14 protein-coding genes are annotated in these 17,038 nt (G+C 67.1%); 6 read left to right on the forward strand and 8 right to left on the reverse strand.

The window, feature by feature from the left end; genetic code table 11:
* Positions 1 to 6: 6 nt before the first annotated feature.
* Positions 7 to 501 (reverse strand): lipocalin family protein, encoded by a 495-nt coding sequence (locus K5K93_RS14190; protein ID WP_032977226.1) that lies wholly within the window; start codon positions 499 to 501, stop codon positions 7 to 9.
* Positions 502 to 683: 182 nt separating this feature from the next.
* Here K5K93_RS14190 and K5K93_RS14195 point away from each other — a divergent pair, with 182 nt between their 5' ends.
* Together K5K93_RS14195 and K5K93_RS14200 are read left to right on the forward strand one after the other, a co-directional pair.
* Positions 684 to 932, forward strand: coding sequence for a hypothetical protein (locus K5K93_RS14195; RefSeq protein ID WP_025874572.1), 249 nt, complete (start codon positions 684 to 686; stop codon positions 930 to 932).
* A gap of 90 nt (positions 933 to 1,022) precedes the next feature.
* Complete coding sequence (locus K5K93_RS14200; RefSeq protein WP_222388230.1) at positions 1,023 to 3,449, forward strand: DUF3772 domain-containing protein; 2,427 nt, start codon at positions 1,023 to 1,025, stop codon at positions 3,447 to 3,449.
* 612 nt (positions 3,450 to 4,061) lie between these two features.
* Here K5K93_RS14200 and K5K93_RS14205 read toward each other — a convergent pair.
* Positions 4,062 to 6,167: a phosphoglycerol transferase I gene (locus K5K93_RS14205; protein ID WP_222388231.1), complete on the reverse strand. Its 2,106-nt coding sequence runs from the start codon at positions 6,165 to 6,167 to the stop codon at positions 4,062 to 4,064.
* A 262-nt stretch (positions 6,168 to 6,429) separates the two neighbouring features.
* Positions 6,430 to 8,073 carry an AarF/UbiB family protein gene (locus tag K5K93_RS14210; RefSeq protein ID WP_258954248.1) on the reverse strand — a complete coding sequence of 548 codons (1,644 nt, stop codon included), beginning with the start codon at positions 8,071 to 8,073 and terminating at the stop codon, positions 6,430 to 6,432.
* 212 nt (positions 8,074 to 8,285) lie between these two features.
* On the opposite strand from K5K93_RS14210, the gene K5K93_RS14215 reads away from it, so the two are divergent.
* The gene (locus K5K93_RS14215; RefSeq protein WP_222388232.1) at positions 8,286 to 9,212 is read left to right on the forward strand and encodes a DUF808 domain-containing protein; all 927 of its coding nucleotides are present in this window, start codon (positions 8,286 to 8,288) and stop codon (positions 9,210 to 9,212) included.
* An 87-nt stretch (positions 9,213 to 9,299) separates the two neighbouring features.
* Here the strand turns inward: K5K93_RS14215 and K5K93_RS14220 are convergent, their stop codons facing one another.
* Complete coding sequence (locus K5K93_RS14220; RefSeq protein ID WP_222388233.1) at positions 9,300 to 10,838, reverse strand: GGDEF domain-containing protein; 1,539 nt, start codon at positions 10,836 to 10,838, stop codon at positions 9,300 to 9,302.
* Positions 10,839 to 10,944: 106 nt separating this feature from the next.
* On the opposite strand from K5K93_RS14220, the gene K5K93_RS14225 reads away from it, so the two are divergent.
* From K5K93_RS14225 to K5K93_RS14235, 3 genes are all read left to right on the forward strand, one after another.
* The gene (locus tag K5K93_RS14225; protein ID WP_222388234.1) at positions 10,945 to 11,580 is read left to right on the forward strand and encodes an NAD-dependent epimerase/dehydratase family protein; all 636 of its coding nucleotides are present in this window, start codon (positions 10,945 to 10,947) and stop codon (positions 11,578 to 11,580) included.
* Entirely contained in the window at positions 11,580 to 12,287 is a 708-nt protein-coding gene (locus K5K93_RS14230) for a YafY family protein (RefSeq protein ID WP_222388235.1), read from the forward strand. Before K5K93_RS14225 ends, K5K93_RS14230 begins: the two co-directional genes overlap by 1 nt.
* Positions 12,288 to 12,387: 100 nt before the next feature.
* Complete coding sequence (locus K5K93_RS14235) at positions 12,388 to 12,774, forward strand: VOC family protein (RefSeq protein WP_222388236.1); 387 nt, start codon at positions 12,388 to 12,390, stop codon at positions 12,772 to 12,774.
* Between the two features lie 185 nt (positions 12,775 to 12,959).
* Here K5K93_RS14235 and K5K93_RS14240 read toward each other — a convergent pair whose 3' ends face one another.
* The 4 genes from K5K93_RS14240 to pdhA are packed head-to-tail and all read right to left on the reverse strand — an operon-like array spanning position 12,960 to position 16,848.
* On the reverse strand, positions 12,960 to 14,354 hold the full coding sequence (locus K5K93_RS14240; protein ID WP_222388237.1) for a dihydrolipoamide acetyltransferase family protein: 1,395 nt from the start codon (positions 14,352 to 14,354) through the stop codon (positions 12,960 to 12,962).
* Positions 14,351 to 14,704, reverse strand: a complete 354-nt coding sequence (locus K5K93_RS14245; protein ID WP_025874583.1) for an SH3 domain-containing protein — start codon at positions 14,702 to 14,704, stop codon at positions 14,351 to 14,353. The genes K5K93_RS14240 and K5K93_RS14245 overlap by 4 nt, the downstream gene beginning before the upstream one ends.
* 1 nt (position 14,705) lies before the next feature.
* Positions 14,706 to 15,773 carry an alpha-ketoacid dehydrogenase subunit beta gene (locus K5K93_RS14250; RefSeq protein WP_025874584.1) on the reverse strand — a complete coding sequence of 356 codons (1,068 nt, stop codon included), beginning with the start codon at positions 15,771 to 15,773 and terminating at the stop codon, positions 14,706 to 14,708.
* Positions 15,766 to 16,848: a pyruvate dehydrogenase (acetyl-transferring) E1 component subunit alpha gene (gene pdhA / locus K5K93_RS14255; RefSeq protein ID WP_032976633.1), complete on the reverse strand. Its 1,083-nt coding sequence runs from the start codon at positions 16,846 to 16,848 to the stop codon at positions 15,766 to 15,768. Before pdhA ends, K5K93_RS14250 begins: the two co-directional genes overlap by 8 nt.
* Positions 16,849 to 17,038: the final 190 nt, after the last annotated feature.

A 17,038-nucleotide genomic window follows, 5' to 3' on the forward strand; every position in this document is an offset into this window, starting at 1 on the left:
TCAGGCTCAGGCGGTGGGGTGGCCGGTATGCGGGGTCTGGATCAGTTCGGACAGATCGAAGCCCTGCAGGCGTGCACTGGCCAGATAATGTTCCTGCACGGTGGCATCGAGCCGGGGCTCACGTGCCAGCAGCCACAGGTACTTGCGATCCGGGCTGCCGACCAGGGCAACGCTGTAGTCCGGCGCCACCTGTATCACCCAGTAGTCACCCTTGGCGAAGGGCAGCCAGCGCAGGCCCTTGGGCAGGAAGCTGACTTCCAGCCGCGCGCTGTCGTTGTCGATCGCGCAGGCCTCACCGGTGGCTTCCTCGATCTCGCCGTCCATGCGGCAGCGGTTGGTGACGCCCACGTTGCCGTTGTCGAGCAGCTGGTAATGGGCCGACACGTCGGTGCAGCCCTCTGGCTCGTGGCGCATCGGCAGGCGGGCGATCTCGTACCAGGTGCCCAGGTAGCGGGGCAGCTTGAGGTCGGTGACGGTCTTCAGGGGAGGCAGGTCGGTCATTGTCAGGCGTGGCAGGAGAGGACCTCCACGATGCCGAGGACACTGCCACGGGCGGGTGAAGCCGGGGCGAGGGCCATGTCCAGAACATTCCGTCGCCCCGGCGGAGCGCGTGCCGTCATCGGCGCAGCGGTATGCTTCGGCCAGCGCCGCGTTTTTCCGATCCAACCGAAGTGGAGGTGCCGATGTACCAGGTGATCCTGTTGAAGAGTGAAACCCAGTTCGCCCGCGAGCAGTGGCCGCAGGTGGACGATCTGGTGGACTACGAAGGCGTGGCCTACAGCCTGCGCGCCGGGCCGCGCCAGCCGTTGCCGACCGATCACGCCTGGCACCCGATCGCGGTGTATGCGCCGGATGAGATCACCGAGGAAGAATTCCAGGACTGGTACGCGCTGCAGCAGCCGCAGGTGGAAGAGCTGCGCCTGAAGTACTGAGCCGCAGCCAGCGGCCAGCGCCCGCGCATCCGCCGTTTACGGTACCTGCCGTATAGTCGCGCGCAGGCGCGGTGGTCCGCGCAAAACGGTATGGCTGGCTTGTCTTCCTTCTTCCGAACGATCCTGGTGCGTGGCCCCTGGTTGGCCCTGCTGTTGTGCTGCACGCTGCTGCTGGCTGTGCCGGCGCTGGCCCAGGATGACGACCCCACGCCCAAGCAGCAGCTGGCGGATATCGACAACGCGTTGAAGGCGGTGGAACGCAAGCGCAACGACGCCGAAGCCATCGAAACGCTGGGCACGCTTTCGGAAAATGCGTCACAGGCCAAGCGCGATGCCGAGGCGCTGGAAAAGACCCTGCAGCCGCAGCTGGACCAGCTCAACGAGCAGCTGACGCAGCTGGGCGAGGCGCCCAAGGACACCACTGAACCACCGGAGCTGGCGGCGCAGCGGCGCACGCTGACGCGCCAGCGCGATGCCCTGGCGGCATCGATTGCCCAGGCCAAGTCCAGTGCCGTCCGTGCGCAGCAGTTGAGCGCGGACATCGACAAGCAGCGCAACGCGCAGCGCACCGAGGAACTGGGGCGCAAGGTCGCCTCGCCACTGTCGCCAACGCTGTGGCGGCAGGTGGCCGACCAGTTGCCGAACGATATCGCCCGGGTCACCCCTTTGGCCCAGCAGGGCCGGTCCGCACTGACCACGGCCATTGCCACCCATGGCTGGGGCACGTTGCTGCTGGGGCTGGCGGCGGCACTGGTGATGATGTTCCCGTTGCGCCTGTGGCTGCGCGCGCTGGGGCGCCGGTTCGCTGCGTCAGAGCGCGCCCCCGACGGCCGCCTGCGCCGCTCCGGTCTGGCCATGTGGCTGCTGCTGGTGGGCACCCTGCTGCCCGGCTACGCCGTGGTGGTGCTGGTGGCTGCGCTGGATGCCATCGGCGCGATTCCACCGCGTCTGCAGAGCGTGGCCGAAGGCGTACAGGCGGCGACGTTTGCCGCGGCCTTCATTTCCGCGCTCAGCGCCTGCCTGCTGGTGCCCAAGCGGCCGTCGTGGCGGCTGCTGAACCTGGATGACACCGCCGCGCTGAAACTGCGCAAGTATGCCTGGGGTGCGGCGGCACTGGCCTGGCTGAGTACGGTGCTGGTGGCCATCGATCGCGCCACCCGCACCAGCGAGGTCACTACAGTGGCGCTGGACGGCGTGATCGCGCTGACCTATCTGGGCCTGATCATGGCCATGCTGGTGACCCTGGCGCGCCTGCATCGGCGCCAGACCGCCGAGGCCGAGGCGAAGCTGGAAGCGCAGGCCGACGGCCAGGGCGCGGCCGTTCCGGTGCGGCGCAGCAGCTGGCTGGTGCTGGCACGGGTGGCCGGCAACGTCGCCGTGGTGGCCGCGATCATCGCCACCCTGATGGGCTATGTGAACTTCGCCAAGTTCGTCAACCAGCAGCTGATCGGCGGCAGCATCGTGGTGCTGGCGGCGACGCTGCTGTTCAAGTTCGTCGACGATTTCTCCACCTGGCTGCTCAACGCCGACAGCAAGGTCGGCCAGACCATCCTGCTCAGCACCGGCCTGAGCGTGTCGCGGCTGGAGCAGGCCGGTGTGCTGCTGTCTGCCGTGCTGCGCACGTTCGTGGTGCTGATCGCGCTGCTGGCGCTGGCGGCGCCGTTCGGCAACATCGGCTCGGTGGTTGAGCGCGTCGCTTCGCTGGCCAACGGCATCCCCATCGGCGACATCACGCTCAAGCCCGCACGTATCGCCATCGCGCTGCTGGTGATGCTGGTCGGGTTGGGGCTGACGCAGCTGCTGCAGCGCTGGTTGACCGACACCTACCTGCCCAAGACCGAACTGGACCTGGGCGCGCGCAATTCAATCAGCACGATCACCCGCTACGTGGGCATCATCCTGGTGGCGCTGTGGGCGCTGACCGCCATGGGCCTGAACCTGAAGAACCTGGCGTTGCTGGTCAGTGCGCTGTCGGTAGGTATCGGCTTCGGCCTGCAGGCGATCATCCAGAACTTCGTCTCCGGCCTGATCCTGCTGACCGAGCGGCCGGTGAAGATCGGTGACTGGGTGAAGCTGGGCGATCAGGAAGGCGACATCCGCCGCATCAACGTGCGTTCCACCGAGATCCAGGTGAGCGACAAGTCCACCTTGATCGTGCCCAATTCCGAGTTGATCACCAAGACCATCCGCAACATGACGATGGGCAACAACCAGGGGCGCATCCAGATCCAGTTCGCGGTGCCGGCCAGCACCGATGTCGCGGGCCTTCGGCAGGCGCTGCTGGATGCCTACGGTGCCCACAACACAGTGCTGCAGCAGCCGGCGCCGTCGGTGTACATCGACAGCATCGCTGGCGGCCAGATCACCATCAACAGCTTCGCCTACGTGGCCAGCCCGCGGCAGGTGTATGGCACGCGCAGCGATCTTTACTTCAGCCTGCTGCAGATCCTGGCCGAGCGGCACATCCCGCTGTCCACGCCGACCGACATCCACATCACCCGCGATCCGCCGCAGTAAGAGGGTGGGTCGGCAGGGCTGCGCCCTGCACCCGCCGAAGCGGTAGTGCCGGCCGCTGGCCGGCAACCTCAGGAGCAACAGCAACAGCAAAAGCAAAAGCAAAAGCAAAAGCAAAAGCAAAAGCAAAAGCAAAAGCAAAAGCAAAAGCAAAAGCGGGTTTCCTGAGGGATGGCGGGGTGGGTCCGGTTGCGGGGGACGCCGTAAACCCGTCCTTGGGGGCTTGGCCGCGGCATCCATGCCGCGGACACCCCCGCAACCGGACCCACCCCGCCTTCGACAGATTTTCGCGATCTGACGGAATGGTGTCTGTGTTGCTGTTGGTGGGTGTCGACCTTGGCCGACACGGATCTGACCCCACGATTGATTCGATATCTGACAGAGATTCATCCACGCATGGCGTGGATCTACTGAAGATCGCGGAAATCCGTCGGAGGTGGGGCGGTGTCGGATTGCGGGGTGTCAGCCGCATGGATGCGGCTGCCAAGCCTACAAGGACGTACTTGCGGCGTCCCCGCAATCCGACACCGCCCCGCCATCCCACGGAACACCAGCTGTTGCTGTTGCTGTTGCCTTGGCCGCGGCAGGTGCAGGGCGCAGCCCTGCCGAACCCCTTTACCCCCGCGGCCGGCCGCGCGAGGGCACCAGTGCGAAGGTATCCACCGCCAGCTTCTCGGCATGGTTCAACCACGCGCGGATTTCCAGATCATCCACTTCGTGGTCGAGCCCGAATGACACGTTGATCTTGCCATCGGCATCAGGCTGCACCCACTGCTGGGCCAGCACCACCTTGCGCTGCGAGGACACCGCTTCGATCCAGAAACCCCGGTCCGGGCGCGTGCTCGCCACCAGCTGCAGCATGTACTGGCCGGCGCGGGTACGGCGGCCCTTCTGCGTGATCATGTGTGCCTGGCGCACGCTGGGGCGGGGGCCCTGGAAGGCATCCAGTGGTGCATCCACGTCGATGCCGTTGCGCAGCTGGCCATCGCGGTACAGCTTGATGCCGTTGTCGCGGTTCACCAGCAGCGCGCACCAGTCGCCGTCGGCCGAGCCATCCTCGAACGCGGTGCAGCGATCAACGTAGGCGAGCGTGTTGTCCGGGTCGGCATCGTCGAACTGGCGCGAGGTGTTTTCCAGGTACACCGATTTCAGGTCCCAGTCCTTGTCGTATTCCAGCAGCACCGGCGGCTGCACGTGCTGCAGGCCCACCACCACCTGGTCGTCGCCGTCGATCTTCAGCTGCCGCGTCGGCTCACCCAGCCACAGCGAGCGGGCGAAGGCCAGGTACTGCGGATAGTCGCGGCCGCCATCGCGGCGTGCCGCGGCGCTGGCACTTGGCGCGCGCTTGTCGTCCAGCAGCGAACGGCCAAAGCCCATCGTCTGCAGGTTCGGATCGAGCAGGCTGAGCAGGGTGGCTCCGGAATCCAGGGTCGAGCCGTCTTCGGCGGCCAGCTGGCGCGGGGCCACGCCATCACCGAGGAACAACAGCAGGTTCTCGCGCTTCTGCCTGGTCAGGATATGGCTGAGGTCATTGGGCATGGCCAGGTGATCGGAGGCGATCACGATCAACGTGCCCTTGCCGTAGGGGCTGGCCTGGATGCGTTCGACCAGCTGCGAGATCAGGCGGTCGGTGCACTTGAGCGCATTGAGCATGCCGATGTTGCCGTACTGGCTCTGGTAGTGCTCGCCCTTGCACGCCACCGGCAGGTGCCCGGCGGGGTGGTGCGTGTCCATGGTCAGCGTGGTCAGCATGAACGGCGCATCCTGCCGCGACAGCTGCTCGAAGCGCTGGTAGGCGGTGTCCAGCAGCACGTCGTCATGCACGCCCCACGCCGAGTAGTGGATGCGGCCGATCTTCTTCTGCTGCTTGAACCACGCCAGGTCATGCACTTCATCGAAGCCGTGGCTGGCCAGGAACTGGCCCTTGCCAGCGAACTGGCCGTTGGCACCACCCAGGTAATGGTTGGTGTAGCCCTGCTGCTTGAGGTAATCGCCCAGGCACACGGCCTTGGGCAGGAAGCTGCCCATGCGGTCCATGCTGTTCTCATCACCCTGCGAGGTGGTCAGCGGCACGCCGCACATCGACGACACCAGGCCGGCGATGGTCCAGCCACCGCCTTCGGCCGAGGCCAGGCCGCGTACATCCAGCGACCTGGCCGCCAAGCGGTTGAGATTGGGCATCAGGCCGGGAAACACGGCCTCATCCAGATAGGTGCGCTCCAGGCTCTCGCCGTAGATCCAGACGATGTTGCGTGGGCGCTGCAGGGCCTGCGTGGGCACCTGGTATTCGGGGGCGATACGGGCGAAATCCACCGGGCGCAGCTGCTGATAGAGGCGCTGCCCGTCACGTGCCAATGGACTGATCATGATCGTGGCCACCCACAGCACGGCGAAACCGGCAAACCACGCACCACCGGCCGTGGGGCGGCGCCAACGCTTCACCCGCGTAGCGAACAGCGGCAGCAGCGACACGGCGGCCAGCACGATGAAGCCGGCGATATAGCCCTTGAAGTCGGCGACCCCGGCGCCTTCCATGTCCGCACCCAGGTGGTACAGGGTGGCGGCGTTGAGGCCGTCACCGGACAGCTTGTCGATCAGCCACCAGGCACTGAGCGCCAGCAGCAACAGCGAGAACAAGCCTGCTTTCCACCACACCCATTTTGCGGACGCGAGGAACAACCAGGACAGCAGCAACAGCGACAGCAGCAGAATCCAGAGCATAGGCAGCTTCGGCAGTGACGGGGTGGCGATGGACGTCGTACCGACGCGTGTCCATCCGACCGGCGCTGCTGCAAGCACATCTGCATGACAGGCCGATGACCCGATAGTGCATGCACGAACCTGACTGAAATGTTTGTTGAAATCGTGCGCGCGATATCACGCCGCGAACGTAAATCGAGCGTGAAAACTCACGCTCGATTGCATTAAAAAACCTGCATGAATGCACTGTTTTCGCTGATCCACGTCGAGCGTGGATGCGACACTATCGATGCCCGCGTTCCTCGCGCGAACGCGCACGGCGATCGAACAACAATGCGCTGGTCACGATGCCCAGCCCAAGCACCACGCCGATCAGCAACAGCACCAGTGCGATGGCGGGATAGCCCAGCACATGCCAGCCGGTGTCGATCTTCATCATCATCGCCGCCGCCATGATCAACGCGGCGCTGATGATGCCGGCGGCCACGCGGTTGGCGATCTTCTGCAGGTTCTCCATCAGCCGCGATTCTTCCAGCCCGGTCACCTTCATCTGCAGGCGGTTCTCGGCCAGCAGCGCCATGATGTCCGACAGCTTGCGCGGTCCGTCGCGCAACAGCTGCTGCATTTCCATTGCTTCGCTGGCAAGGTTGGCGGCCGACAGGGACTTCTTCAGGCGCGCGCGCATCACGTGCTGCAGCTGGCGTTCGACGATGCGGCGCGTGTCCAGATCCGGTGCCAGCAGGCGGCATACGGTTTCAAGGTTGAGCAGCGCCTTGCCCAGCAGGCTCAGCTCCGGCGGCGTGCGCAATCCGGACGAGGTGGCAATGCGCACCATGTCCAGCACCACGCGCCCTTCGGAGAAATTAGCGCTGGCGGCATAGCGTGCGATCAGCTGGCCGGTCTCGCGCAGGTAGCGCTCCTCATCGAATGCCTCCAGCCGCGTGCTGATGCTGATCAGGTCGTCGGCCACTTCCTCGCCGCGGCCATCGACGGCGGCAAACAGGATCTTCAGCAGGCGCTCGCGCAGCCGCGGCGGCATGTGCGCGACCATGCCCAGGTCGAAGATGGCCAAGCGCCCATCAGGCATCACCCGCAGGTTGCCGGGGTGCGGGTCGGCGTGGATTTCGCCGTGCACGAAGATCTGGTCCAGATAGCCGCGGATCAGCGCCGCCGCCAGCGGGTCCATCGCCTGTTCGGTGCGGCGCACATCGGGAATGGCATCCACGCGCACGCCGGTGGCCAGTTCCATGGTCAGCACGCGATGGCTGCTGTAGTCCCACAGCGGCTGCGGAATCCACAGGCGGCGGAACGGCTTCAGGTGCCGGCCGAAGCGCGACAGGTTCTCGGCCTCGGCGTGGTAGTCCAGCTCCTGCATCAGCGTCTTGGCGAATTCGTTGAGCCAGTCGCGCAGGCGCACGCGGCGACCGATCTGGGTCAGATGGTCGGCGGCCAGGGCGAAGCTGCGCAGCACTTCCAGATCCGAGCGCAGCTGCGCGGCTACCTCGGGTTTCTGCACTTTCACCGCCACCTCGCGGCCGTCATGCAGCACCGCGCGGTGCACCTGGGCGATCGACGCGCAGCCCAGCGGTTGTGGGTCAAATGCAGCGAACAGCTTGTTCACCGGTGCACCCAGTTCCTGCTCGACGATGGCGTGGATGCGTTCGACCGGAATCGGCGCCACCTTCTCCTGCATGCGCTCCAGCGCGGTGGCGAACTCCACCGGCACCATGTCCGGCCGGGTCGACAGCATCTGCCCCAGCTTGACGAAGGTGGGCCCCAGCGCTTCCAGGTCACTGACGAACTGCTCCGGATTGCCGTCCGGGGGCACGTCGGTGTGGCTGCCGGCAGCGTCCAGGTTCATGCCGGAGAACACGCCGGAATGGCGGTAGCGCATCAGCAGGCGCAGGATCTGGCTGCGCCGGTTCATGCCCCTGATCAGCGGCGGATTGCCTGTGGCGGTGGACGGATTGCTCAAACGACACTCCTCGAAGACGACGACCCGATGTCCGTGATCCCGCCGCCGGCGGGACCGGATTACGCTTCCAGTGTCCCTGCCGCCCGGTGGGCGCGCGGTGAACCCGCTATCGCAGGTGGCGCCGGATCGGTCAGAATCCGCTCATTCCCTTTACTGGATCCCCCATGGCCGGTGCCAGCCTGTTTGCCCTGCTCGACGATATCGCCTCCCTGCTCGACGACGTCTCGGTGCTGACCAAGGTCGCCGCCAAGAAGACCGCCGGCGTGCTGGGCGACGACCTGGCGCTGAACGCGCAGCAGGTAACCGGCGTCAACGCCAACCGTGAACTGCCGGTGGTGTGGGCGGTGGCCAAGGGCTCGCTGGTGAACAAGGTGATCCTGGTGCCGGCGGCGCTGGCGATCAGCGCGCTGGAAGGCTGGTTGCACAGCCGCGGCTGGAACGTGCCGCTGATCGTGCCGCTGATGATGATCGGCGGCGCCTTCCTGTGCTTCGAGGGCGTGGAGAAGCTGGCGCACCGGTTCCTGCATTCCGCCGATGAGGACGCCGAGCACCAGGCCGAGCGGCGCAAGGCGCTGGCCGATGCGCAGGTGGACATGGTCGCGTGGGAAAAGGACAAGGTGAAGGGCGCGATCCGCACCGACTTCATTCTCTCGGCCGAAATCATCGTGCTGTCGCTGGGCGTGGTTGCCACGGCGTCGTTCATCAACCAGGTCAGCACCCTGGTGGTGATCGCGCTGGCGATGACCGTGTTCGTCTACGGGCTGGTCGCCGGCATCGTCAAGCTGGACGACCTGGGCCTGTACCTGTCGCGCAAGGGCGCGGCGCTGGCGGCAGTCGGCCGTGGCCTGCTGGTGTCGGCACCGTGGCTGATGAAGTTCCTGTCGGTGGCCGGTACCGCGGCGATGTTCCTGGTCGGTGGCGGCATCCTGGTGCACAACGTGCCGGCGCTGCACCATGCGGTGCAGGCGCTGGGCGGTGAAGGCCAGTGGGGCTGGCTGGTGAACGCGCTGGGCAACATGGTGGTCGGCATCATCGCCGGTGCCATCGTGCTGGCGGCGGTGACCGGGTTCCAGAAGCTGCGCGGCAAGTAAGCGCCGGCCCGCTGCCCGGTGGAGGCCGACCTTGGTCGGCGGTTTTATTCCCGCAAGCACCAACCAAGGTTGGCACCCACCAGCGAGCTAGCCCGCGTGTACCCGGTTCTTGCCTTGGCGCTTGGCCGCGTACAGCGCGTCATCGGCGCGCCGCAGCAGCGTATCGGCATCGTCTCCTGGCTGCCATTGCGCCAGCCCCGCGCTGAAATGCACGGGGATGCGTCGCTCCTGCAGGGTCAGCACGCGATGGGCCAGTGAGCGCTGCAGCCGCTGCACCGTGGCCATGCTGTCCGCGCCGGGGGTTTCGGGAAGCACCAGCACGAACTCGTCGCCGCCCAGCCGGGCGATGCCATCGGTGGCACGCAGCAGCAGGCGGCACACCGCCACCAGGTGCTGCAGCAGCGCGTCGCCGCCGGCATGGCCGTGTTCGTCGTTGGTCCGGTGGAAATCATCCAGGTCGATCACCGCCAATCCGAGCGGCGAGTGGTTACGTGCGGCGCGGGCCAGCTCGCGCTGCAGCAGTTCATCCAGGCCACGCCGGTTCAGGGCCTGGGTCAACGGGTCGATACGCGCCAGATCGCCGGCCGCGCGCAGATCCTGTTCCAGCTGGTTGATGCGCTGTTCGGCGCGTTCCACTTCCTGCCGCGCGCTGGCCAGGTGATCGCGCGCCTGCGCCGCCTGCTGCTGCACTTTTCCGGTGTCCTGCATCACTTCCTGCAGCAGGTGGTTGAGGTCGGCGATGCTGCGCGCCTCGCGCAACTGCAGCGCGTAGCTGCCGATGCGGTCGTGGTACTCGCCGGTGCTGGCAGCCATCCCATCCATGCGCTCGATGAACTCGCCCATCAAGCTGCGCATGGCCGCTTTCGAATCGTCGATTCCCTGCCGCAGCAGGCCCTGCTTGTAGATCACCTCGCGCAGCTCGGCGCGGGTGCGCTCGACCGATTCGGCTTCCAGCGGCCCGGCCAGCAACTGGCGCACGGCTGCGATCTGGCCCTGCAGCCAGCTGCGGTCATCCAACAGCTCGCTGACGTTCTCCAGCAGCAGGGCGAACAACTCAAGCAGCAACGCCTGCTGTTCCTGCCAGCTTTCGGCGCGCACGCCGATCTGGTGGCCCAGCTCGCGCGCGCCCTGTTCGATCGGTTCCAGTGCCGCGCCCGGTTGCCATTGGCGCAGGCGTACGGCCAGGGCCTGCGCCTGCTCGCGCAGGTCGGGATCGTGCTGCAGCAGCGCGACCACCGCGCCGCCCAGCAGCAACCGCAGCTGCTCGGACAAGCGCAGGCTGTCGGGCTGCCCATCGGGAGAGTGCTGGTCGATGGTGCGGATGTACTTATCGATCAGCTGCCGCATCGCCCGGCCATAGCGCGGCCAGTCGGCACTGGCCTGCGCCGATTGCAGGCGATCACCCATGTCGCCCAGCTCACCCGGCAGAGTGGCCATGCCATTGGCGAAGGCGGCCAGCAGCGGCTCGGGGGCATCGGCCCCGGCAAACAGCTGCTGCAACGCCACGCTGCCACCACCCTGCAGTACCACCCGATCGCCGCGCCCGTCATCGACCACCGCGCGCACGCGCGCAGGCGGCCCGATGGCGGTACCGGGGACAGGGCGGGGGTCGGGCTGGTCCGTCATGGAACGCATCCTGGGATGGCAGGGGGGCTGGTCACAGCATATCGGCGCAACCGGCGGTGGCTTGAACCGATAGGATGGGCGACAGGATGCCGCAGTGGAGGTGGGTATGCGTGTGATGTTGCTGGGGGCGACGGGACTGGTCGGAGGCCACGCCCTGTCGCAGCTGCTGGCCGACCCCCGCTGCAGCACCGTGGTCGCGCCCAGCCGTCGCCCGCTGGCTGCGCCGCACGGGAAACTGCACAACCCGGTGCTCGACTTTGCACGGCTGCCCGATGCGCCGGACTGGGCCCGGGTGGACGCGGTGATCTGCGCCCTGGGCAGCACCATCGCCCAGGCCGGCAGCCGCGAGGCGTTCCATCGCATCGACCACGATTACCCGCTGGCCTTCGCCCGCCTGGCCCTTGCGCAGGGTGCCCAGGCCTTCGCGCTGAACTCGGCCGCAGGCGCCAACCCGCGTTCGTCAATCTTCTACAGCCGGGTCAAGGGCGAGCTGGAGCGAGACCTGCGCGCGTTGGGTTTCCCGTCGCTGACGCTGGTGCGGCCGGGGCTGATCGGCGGTGAGCGGCAGGAGGTCCGCCGTGGCGAACACTTCGCGCTGCAGGTGCTGGGTGTGCTGGGGCCGGTGTTGCCACGTGCCTGGCGGATCAATCCGGCACCGGTGATTGCCCACGCGCTGGTGGATGCGGCGCTGGCGGCAAAGCCGGGCGAGCACGTGGTGCCGTCGCGCGATCTGGTCGGCTGATGTCGCGCGCGCTGCGTCTGAACCAGCTGCTGCAGGTGCTGCGCCGCCATCGCCGGCCGGTGGCCGGGCAGGCGCTGGCCGAGGAACTGGGCATCAGCCTGCGTACGCTGTACCGCGATATTGAAACGCTGCGCGAGCAGGGCGCCGACCTGCGCGGGGAAGCCGGTGTCGGCTACCAGCTGGAACCGGGCGATGTGCTGCCGCCGCTGACCTTGCCACCGGCCGAGATCGACGCGCTGGTGCTGGGCCTGCGCTGGGTGGCGGCACGCACCGAGCCGGCCCTGGCCGAGGCCGCGCGTGATGCCCTGGCGCGGATCGCGCACGTGCTGCCGGCGGCGCGACGCGATGCGCTGCGTGACAGCGGCCTGCGGGTGGGGCCATCGCGTACGACGGCCAAGGTACCCCCGGCGCGGCTGCAGGTCGTACGCGAAGCGGTGGGCACGCAGCAGCGGCTGCAGTTTGCCTATGAAGATGCGCAGGGCCGGCGTACCGAGCGCGTGGTCTGGCCGTTCGCACTGGGGTACTTCGATGAAGTGCCGATGCTGGCGGCGTGGTGCGAGGGCCGCGAGGACTTCCGTCATTTCCGCCTGGATCGCATTCGCCATGCGCGTGCGTTGGAAGAGCGCTACCTGGTGCCACGCGCGACCTTGTTGCGGCGCTGGCAGAAGGCGCAGGGCATCGCTCCGGATTGGCTGGACCGTTCGTGATGTATCCGTTTTGGTAGAGGTCGAGCCTACTCGACGCTGCTGACAGGATCTGTCAGCAGGGCAGGGCCACCATGACCGCTCCCAACCACGGAGCTTTCCCATGTTCAAGCCAAGCACCCTGCTGCAGTACGTGCGCGACGTTGCCACCAGTGCCACCTTCTACAGCGGCATCCTCGGCACGGCACCGGTCGAACAGTCGCCCGGCTTTGCGCTGTTCCTGCTCGGCGATGGCGCCGCGCTCGGCCTGTGGCAGCGCGATGACGTGCAGCCGCCGGTGGATGCGCAGGCCGGTGCCGCTGAACTGGCGATGGTGGTCGCCAACCCCGACGCCGTGCAGCAGATGCATGATGCGTGGCGCGCACTCGGCGTGCAGATTCTGCAGGCGCCGGTGACGCTTGAATTCGGTCACACCTTCGTCGGCATCGATCCTGATGGCCACCGGCTGCGTGTCTACAGCCGCGCCGAGGGCATGGTCGCGCGCGATTGATCCAGGAATCTTGTATAGCAGAGCCCAAGCTCGGCATGTTTCATGCCTTCATCCACGCATGGCGTGGATCTACTGAAAAGCAGCCGAGCATGGCTGGGCGACATGGTGGAGCAGGCACAAAAAAACGCCGGGCAATGCCCGGCGTTTTTTCAACTCATGTGCCAACCAAGGTTGGCACCCACCAATCAGCTGGCCAGCGCCAGATCGTCCATCATCGCGCGCAGGAAGCGGGCCGCTTCACCGCCGGTGGCCGCGCGGTGGTCGAAGGTCACCGACAGCGGAATGACCTTGTGCGCTTCCACGCCGCCCATCACCGGGGTCATCTGGTGGCGGGCACGGCCGGCACCGACGATGGCCACGCACGGCGGCACCACGACCGGGGTCGCGTAGCGGCCGGCGAACATGCCGAAGTTGGACAGCGAGATGGTGTAGCCGCTCAGTTCCGAGGCCGCGATCGAACGCGCTTCCACCTGCTCGCGCAGGCGGTTCACGCCTTCACGGATGCCACGCGCGTCGAGCATGTCGGCGTTGCGCAGGGCCGGCACGAACAGGCCGTCGTCGGTATCCACGGCGATGCCGATGTCCACCTGCGCGTGCAGGGTGCGGGTCAGCGCTTCACCGTCGAACCAGGCGTTCATCGCCGGCACCTTCTGCGCGGCGACCACGATCGAGCGCACCAGGCGCGCGGTGACGTCGTTGCCCGGCAGCCAGGCGTGGATGTCGGCGTCGTCGTTCAGCGTGGTCGGCACGACCTTGCTGTGCGCATCGGCCATGACGCGGGCCATGTTGCGGCGCACGCCCTTCAGCGGTTCCGGCTGGCCCTTGGCGACCACGCCCGGCGGCTGGGTGCGCATCGGCTTGCCGGCAGCGGACAGCGGGGTGCGTGCGTCGGACGGTACCGGTGCGGCCACCTGGGCCGGCGCCGGTGCGGCGGCAGCCGGTGCAGCAACCGCTGCCGGTGCCGCGCCGATCTTCGCGCTGCCATCGGCGGCGGCCTGCTTGACGTCGGCCATGGTCACCGCGCCATCGGTGCCGGTGGCACGTACGCGGCTCAGGTCCACGCCCAGCTTGCGCGCGGTGGCACGCACCGCCGGCACGGCCTTGACGCCGCCCACGGCCAGCGCCTGTTCGGCATGCACAGCGTTGGAGCTCTGCATCGCGCCGACCACGGTGCCGGCGTCATCACGCTCGGCGGCAGCCGGCTTGGCTTCTTCAGCGGCCACCGGGGCGGCTGCTGTCGGCAGCGGCGGCGGCGTCGGTGCTGCCGCAGCAGCCGGAGCGGCATGGCCGTGGCTGTGGCCGGTGTCCTGGCCATCAGCGCGCTGCGGCAGGTTCGGGTCCAGCGCGAAGCTGGCCAGCACCGCGCCGGTCGGGATGATGTCGCCGGCAGCGCCGGACAGCTTCAGCACCGTGCCGGAGAACGGCGAGGGCACTTCGACGACGGCCTTGGCGGTCTCCATCGAGACCAGCGGCTCGTCCAGCTTGATCACATCGCCTTCCTTGACGAACCACTCGACGATGGTCGCGTCCGGCAGGCCTTCGCCCAGGTCGGGCAGGTTGAAGTTCTTGGTCTGGCTCATTTGCAGTTCTCTTCCAGCAGTTCCAGTTCGCGGGCAGGCAACCAGCCCGTCGCGCCATTGGCGCGCTCGGACCACCACCACCCGCCGTGTTCGTGATGAAGCTTGACCATCTCGCCGTTCTCCACATCCAGCTCGCGGGCGTCGTAGTCGCGCAGGGCTTCGGCGCGACCATCGTCCAACAGCTGCAACCACGCTACCGGTGCCCATCCGGCGCGCCCATCGCTGGTGCGCACCCAGGCAAACGCCGGCCATTCCTCGTCACGTACACCTACTTCGACGATCTGGCCGGTGCGGAACCGGAGCGGGTTGGGATACTGGCTGCGGTAAGCCCCGAGAAGGCGGGCCCGCATGTCAGCCTGCCGCCACCGCGCGCTTGGCCGCCGCCACGATCCGCTCCACGCTCGGCAGATACTTCATCTCCAGGCGGAACAGCGGAATGTGGGTGTCGTAACCGGTGACGCGCTCGACCGGAGCCAGCAGGTCGTAGATCGATTCCTCGGCCAGGCGTGCGGCGATTTCCGCGCCGAAGCCCGCAGTCTTCGGGGCCTCCTGCACGATCACGCAGCGGCCGGTCTTGGCCACCGACTCGGCGATGGTGGCAAAGTCCAGCGGACGCAGCGTGGCTACGTCGATGACTTCGGCACTGATGCCTTCGCCGGCCAGCTTGTCGGCCGCTTCCAGCGCTTCCTTCACCTGCGCACCCCAGGTCACCAGGGTCACGTCGGTGCCATCGCGCAGCACGAAGCACACGTCCAGCGGCAGGGCTTCGCCGTCATTGACGACCACTTCCTTGTACTGGCGGTAGATGCGCTTGGGCTCCATGTAGATCACCGGATCCGGCTCGCGGATCGCGGCCAGCAGCAGGCCATAGGCACGCTGCGGCGAGGACGGCAGCACCACGCGCAGGCCCGGCACGTTGGTGAAGATCGCTTCGTTGGCCTCGCTGTGGTGCTCCGGCGCACGGATGCCGCCACCCCACGGCACGCGCAGCACCATCGGGCAGTGCAGGCGGCCACGGGTGCGGTAACGCAGGCGCGCGGCGTGGCAGATGATGTGGTCGACCATCGGGTACATGAAGCCATCGAACTGCGCTTCGGCCACCGGCTTCATGCCCTGTGCGGCCAGGCCGATGGTGAGGCCGGCGATGGTGGTTTCATCCAGCGGGGTGTCGAGGATGCGGTCGGCGCCGAAGCGCTGCTGCAGGCCGGCGGTGGCGCGGAACACGCCGCCGTTGACGCCCACGTCTTCGCCCAGCACCAGCACCGACTTGTCGTGCTCCAGCTCCCAGGCCAGCGCCTGGGTGATGGCTTCGATGAGGGTGATCGGGGTGTCGGTCATGTTCTGTTCTCCGCGCGCGACGGCAGCGCTGTCGGCGGCGTTGGTATGCGCGCTGGACGCGCCGTTCTTGATCTCATCCATGGCGCTGCTCCAGGGCGATGGCCTGGGCACGCTGGGCCAGCAGGTCCTGCGGCGGGTCGGCATAGAGGAAATCGAACATCGCCTCGACCGGCTGCACCGGCGTGTTGAGGTACAGGTTCACTTCCTCGTCCACGCGCTTGCCGCACTCGGCGGTCCAGGCAGCTTCTTCTTCCTCGCTCCAGACACCGGCGTTGGTCAGGTACTTGCGCAGGCGCAGCATCGGCTCGCGCTGCCAGGCATCCTTCACTTCGGCGTCGTCGCGGTAGCGACGGGCGTCATCGGCGGTGGTGTGGTCGGACAGGCGGTAGGTCATCAGCTCCAGCACGGTGCCGCCGTCGCCGGCCAGCGCACGCTCGCGCGCCTGCAGCATGGCGGCCATCACCGCGATCAGGTCGTTGCCGTCCACCTGCAGGCAGTGCAGGCCGCCGGCCAGGCCCTTCTGTGCCAGCGTCTCGGCACCGGTCTGGGCCGAACGCGGGACCGAGATGGCCCAGCCGTTGTTGACGATGCACAGGATCAGCGGCAGCTTGTAGGCACCGGCCGAATTCAGTGCCGCGTAGAAGTCGGTCTTGGAACTGCCGCCGTCGCCGCATACGGCCACTGCGATCTGCGGTTCCTTGTTGAGCTTGAACTTCAGCGCAGCGCCGGCGGCGTGCAGGCACTGGGTGGAAATCGGCACGCAGAACGGGAAGTCCTTGGCGGCGTTGCCGCCGTAGTCGTTGCCGCGCTCGTCGCCGCCCCAGTACATCAGCACGTCGTGCGGGCGCACGCCACGCATGAACATCGCGCCGTACTCGCGGTAGGACGGTGCGAACACGTCGTCCTTCTGCATCGAGGCGCCGATGCCCACATGCGCGGCTTCGTGGCCGAGGCAGGCCGCGTAGGTGCCCAGCTTGCCGGTGCGCTGCAGCGCGATCGACTTGCCGTCGAACACGCGCACGAACAGCATCTGCTTGAACATCGGCAGCAACGCGCGTGGGTCGCGCAGGGCTTCGGGCAGGTCATCGCGGACGAGCGTGCCGTCCGTGTCCAGATACTGCAGGTATTCGATCTTGAACTCAGCGGCAACCGTCATTGCGTACTGCACCTTCGACAGAGAAGTTACAAATGATATGAATCGCCATGTTAAGGAATGCGTACGAAAAAGCCGTCCTGCGGCGCAGCACGGCCCACCGGCCTTTGTACCCCCTTCCGGGCGCATGATGCCAATAACTTCAACGTATTCAGCCATTGCTGCAAAGCATCACAAGCGACGCTGGGCTGAG

Source organism: Stenotrophomonas sp. DR822 (assembly GCF_019793815.1).
Classification (GTDB): domain Bacteria; phylum Pseudomonadota; class Gammaproteobacteria; order Xanthomonadales; family Xanthomonadaceae; genus Stenotrophomonas; species Stenotrophomonas indicatrix.

Coding starts and splice junctions, on each gene's coding strand:
- K5K93_RS14190 (WP_032977226.1), bottom strand. CDS start 501: ATGACCGACCTGCCTCCCCTGAAGACCGTCACCGACCTCAAGCTGCCC.
- K5K93_RS14195 (WP_025874572.1), top strand. CDS start 684: ATGTACCAGGTGATCCTGTTGAAGAGTGAAACCCAGTTCGCCCGCGAG.
- K5K93_RS14200 (WP_222388230.1), top strand. CDS start 1,023: ATGGCTGGCTTGTCTTCCTTCTTCCGAACGATCCTGGTGCGTGGCCCC.
- K5K93_RS14205 (WP_222388231.1), bottom strand. CDS start 6,167: ATGCTCTGGATTCTGCTGCTGTCGCTGTTGCTGCTGTCCTGGTTGTTC.
- K5K93_RS14210 (WP_258954248.1), bottom strand. CDS start 8,073: ATGAACCGGCGCAGCCAGATCCTGCGCCTGCTGATGCGCTACCGCCAT.
- K5K93_RS14215 (WP_222388232.1), top strand. CDS start 8,286: ATGGCCGGTGCCAGCCTGTTTGCCCTGCTCGACGATATCGCCTCCCTG.
- K5K93_RS14220 (WP_222388233.1), bottom strand. CDS start 10,838: ATGACGGACCAGCCCGACCCCCGCCCTGTCCCCGGTACCGCCATCGGG.
- K5K93_RS14225 (WP_222388234.1), top strand. CDS start 10,945: ATGCGTGTGATGTTGCTGGGGGCGACGGGACTGGTCGGAGGCCACGCC.
- K5K93_RS14230 (WP_222388235.1), top strand. CDS start 11,580: ATGTCGCGCGCGCTGCGTCTGAACCAGCTGCTGCAGGTGCTGCGCCGC.
- K5K93_RS14235 (WP_222388236.1), top strand. CDS start 12,388: ATGTTCAAGCCAAGCACCCTGCTGCAGTACGTGCGCGACGTTGCCACC.
- K5K93_RS14240 (WP_222388237.1), bottom strand. CDS start 14,354: ATGAGCCAGACCAAGAACTTCAACCTGCCCGACCTGGGCGAAGGCCTG.
- K5K93_RS14245 (WP_025874583.1), bottom strand. CDS start 14,704: ATGCGGGCCCGCCTTCTCGGGGCTTACCGCAGCCAGTATCCCAACCCG.
- K5K93_RS14250 (WP_025874584.1), bottom strand. CDS start 15,773: ATGGATGAGATCAAGAACGGCGCGTCCAGCGCGCATACCAACGCCGCC.
- pdhA (WP_032976633.1), bottom strand. CDS start 16,848: ATGACGGTTGCCGCTGAGTTCAAGATCGAATACCTGCAGTATCTGGAC.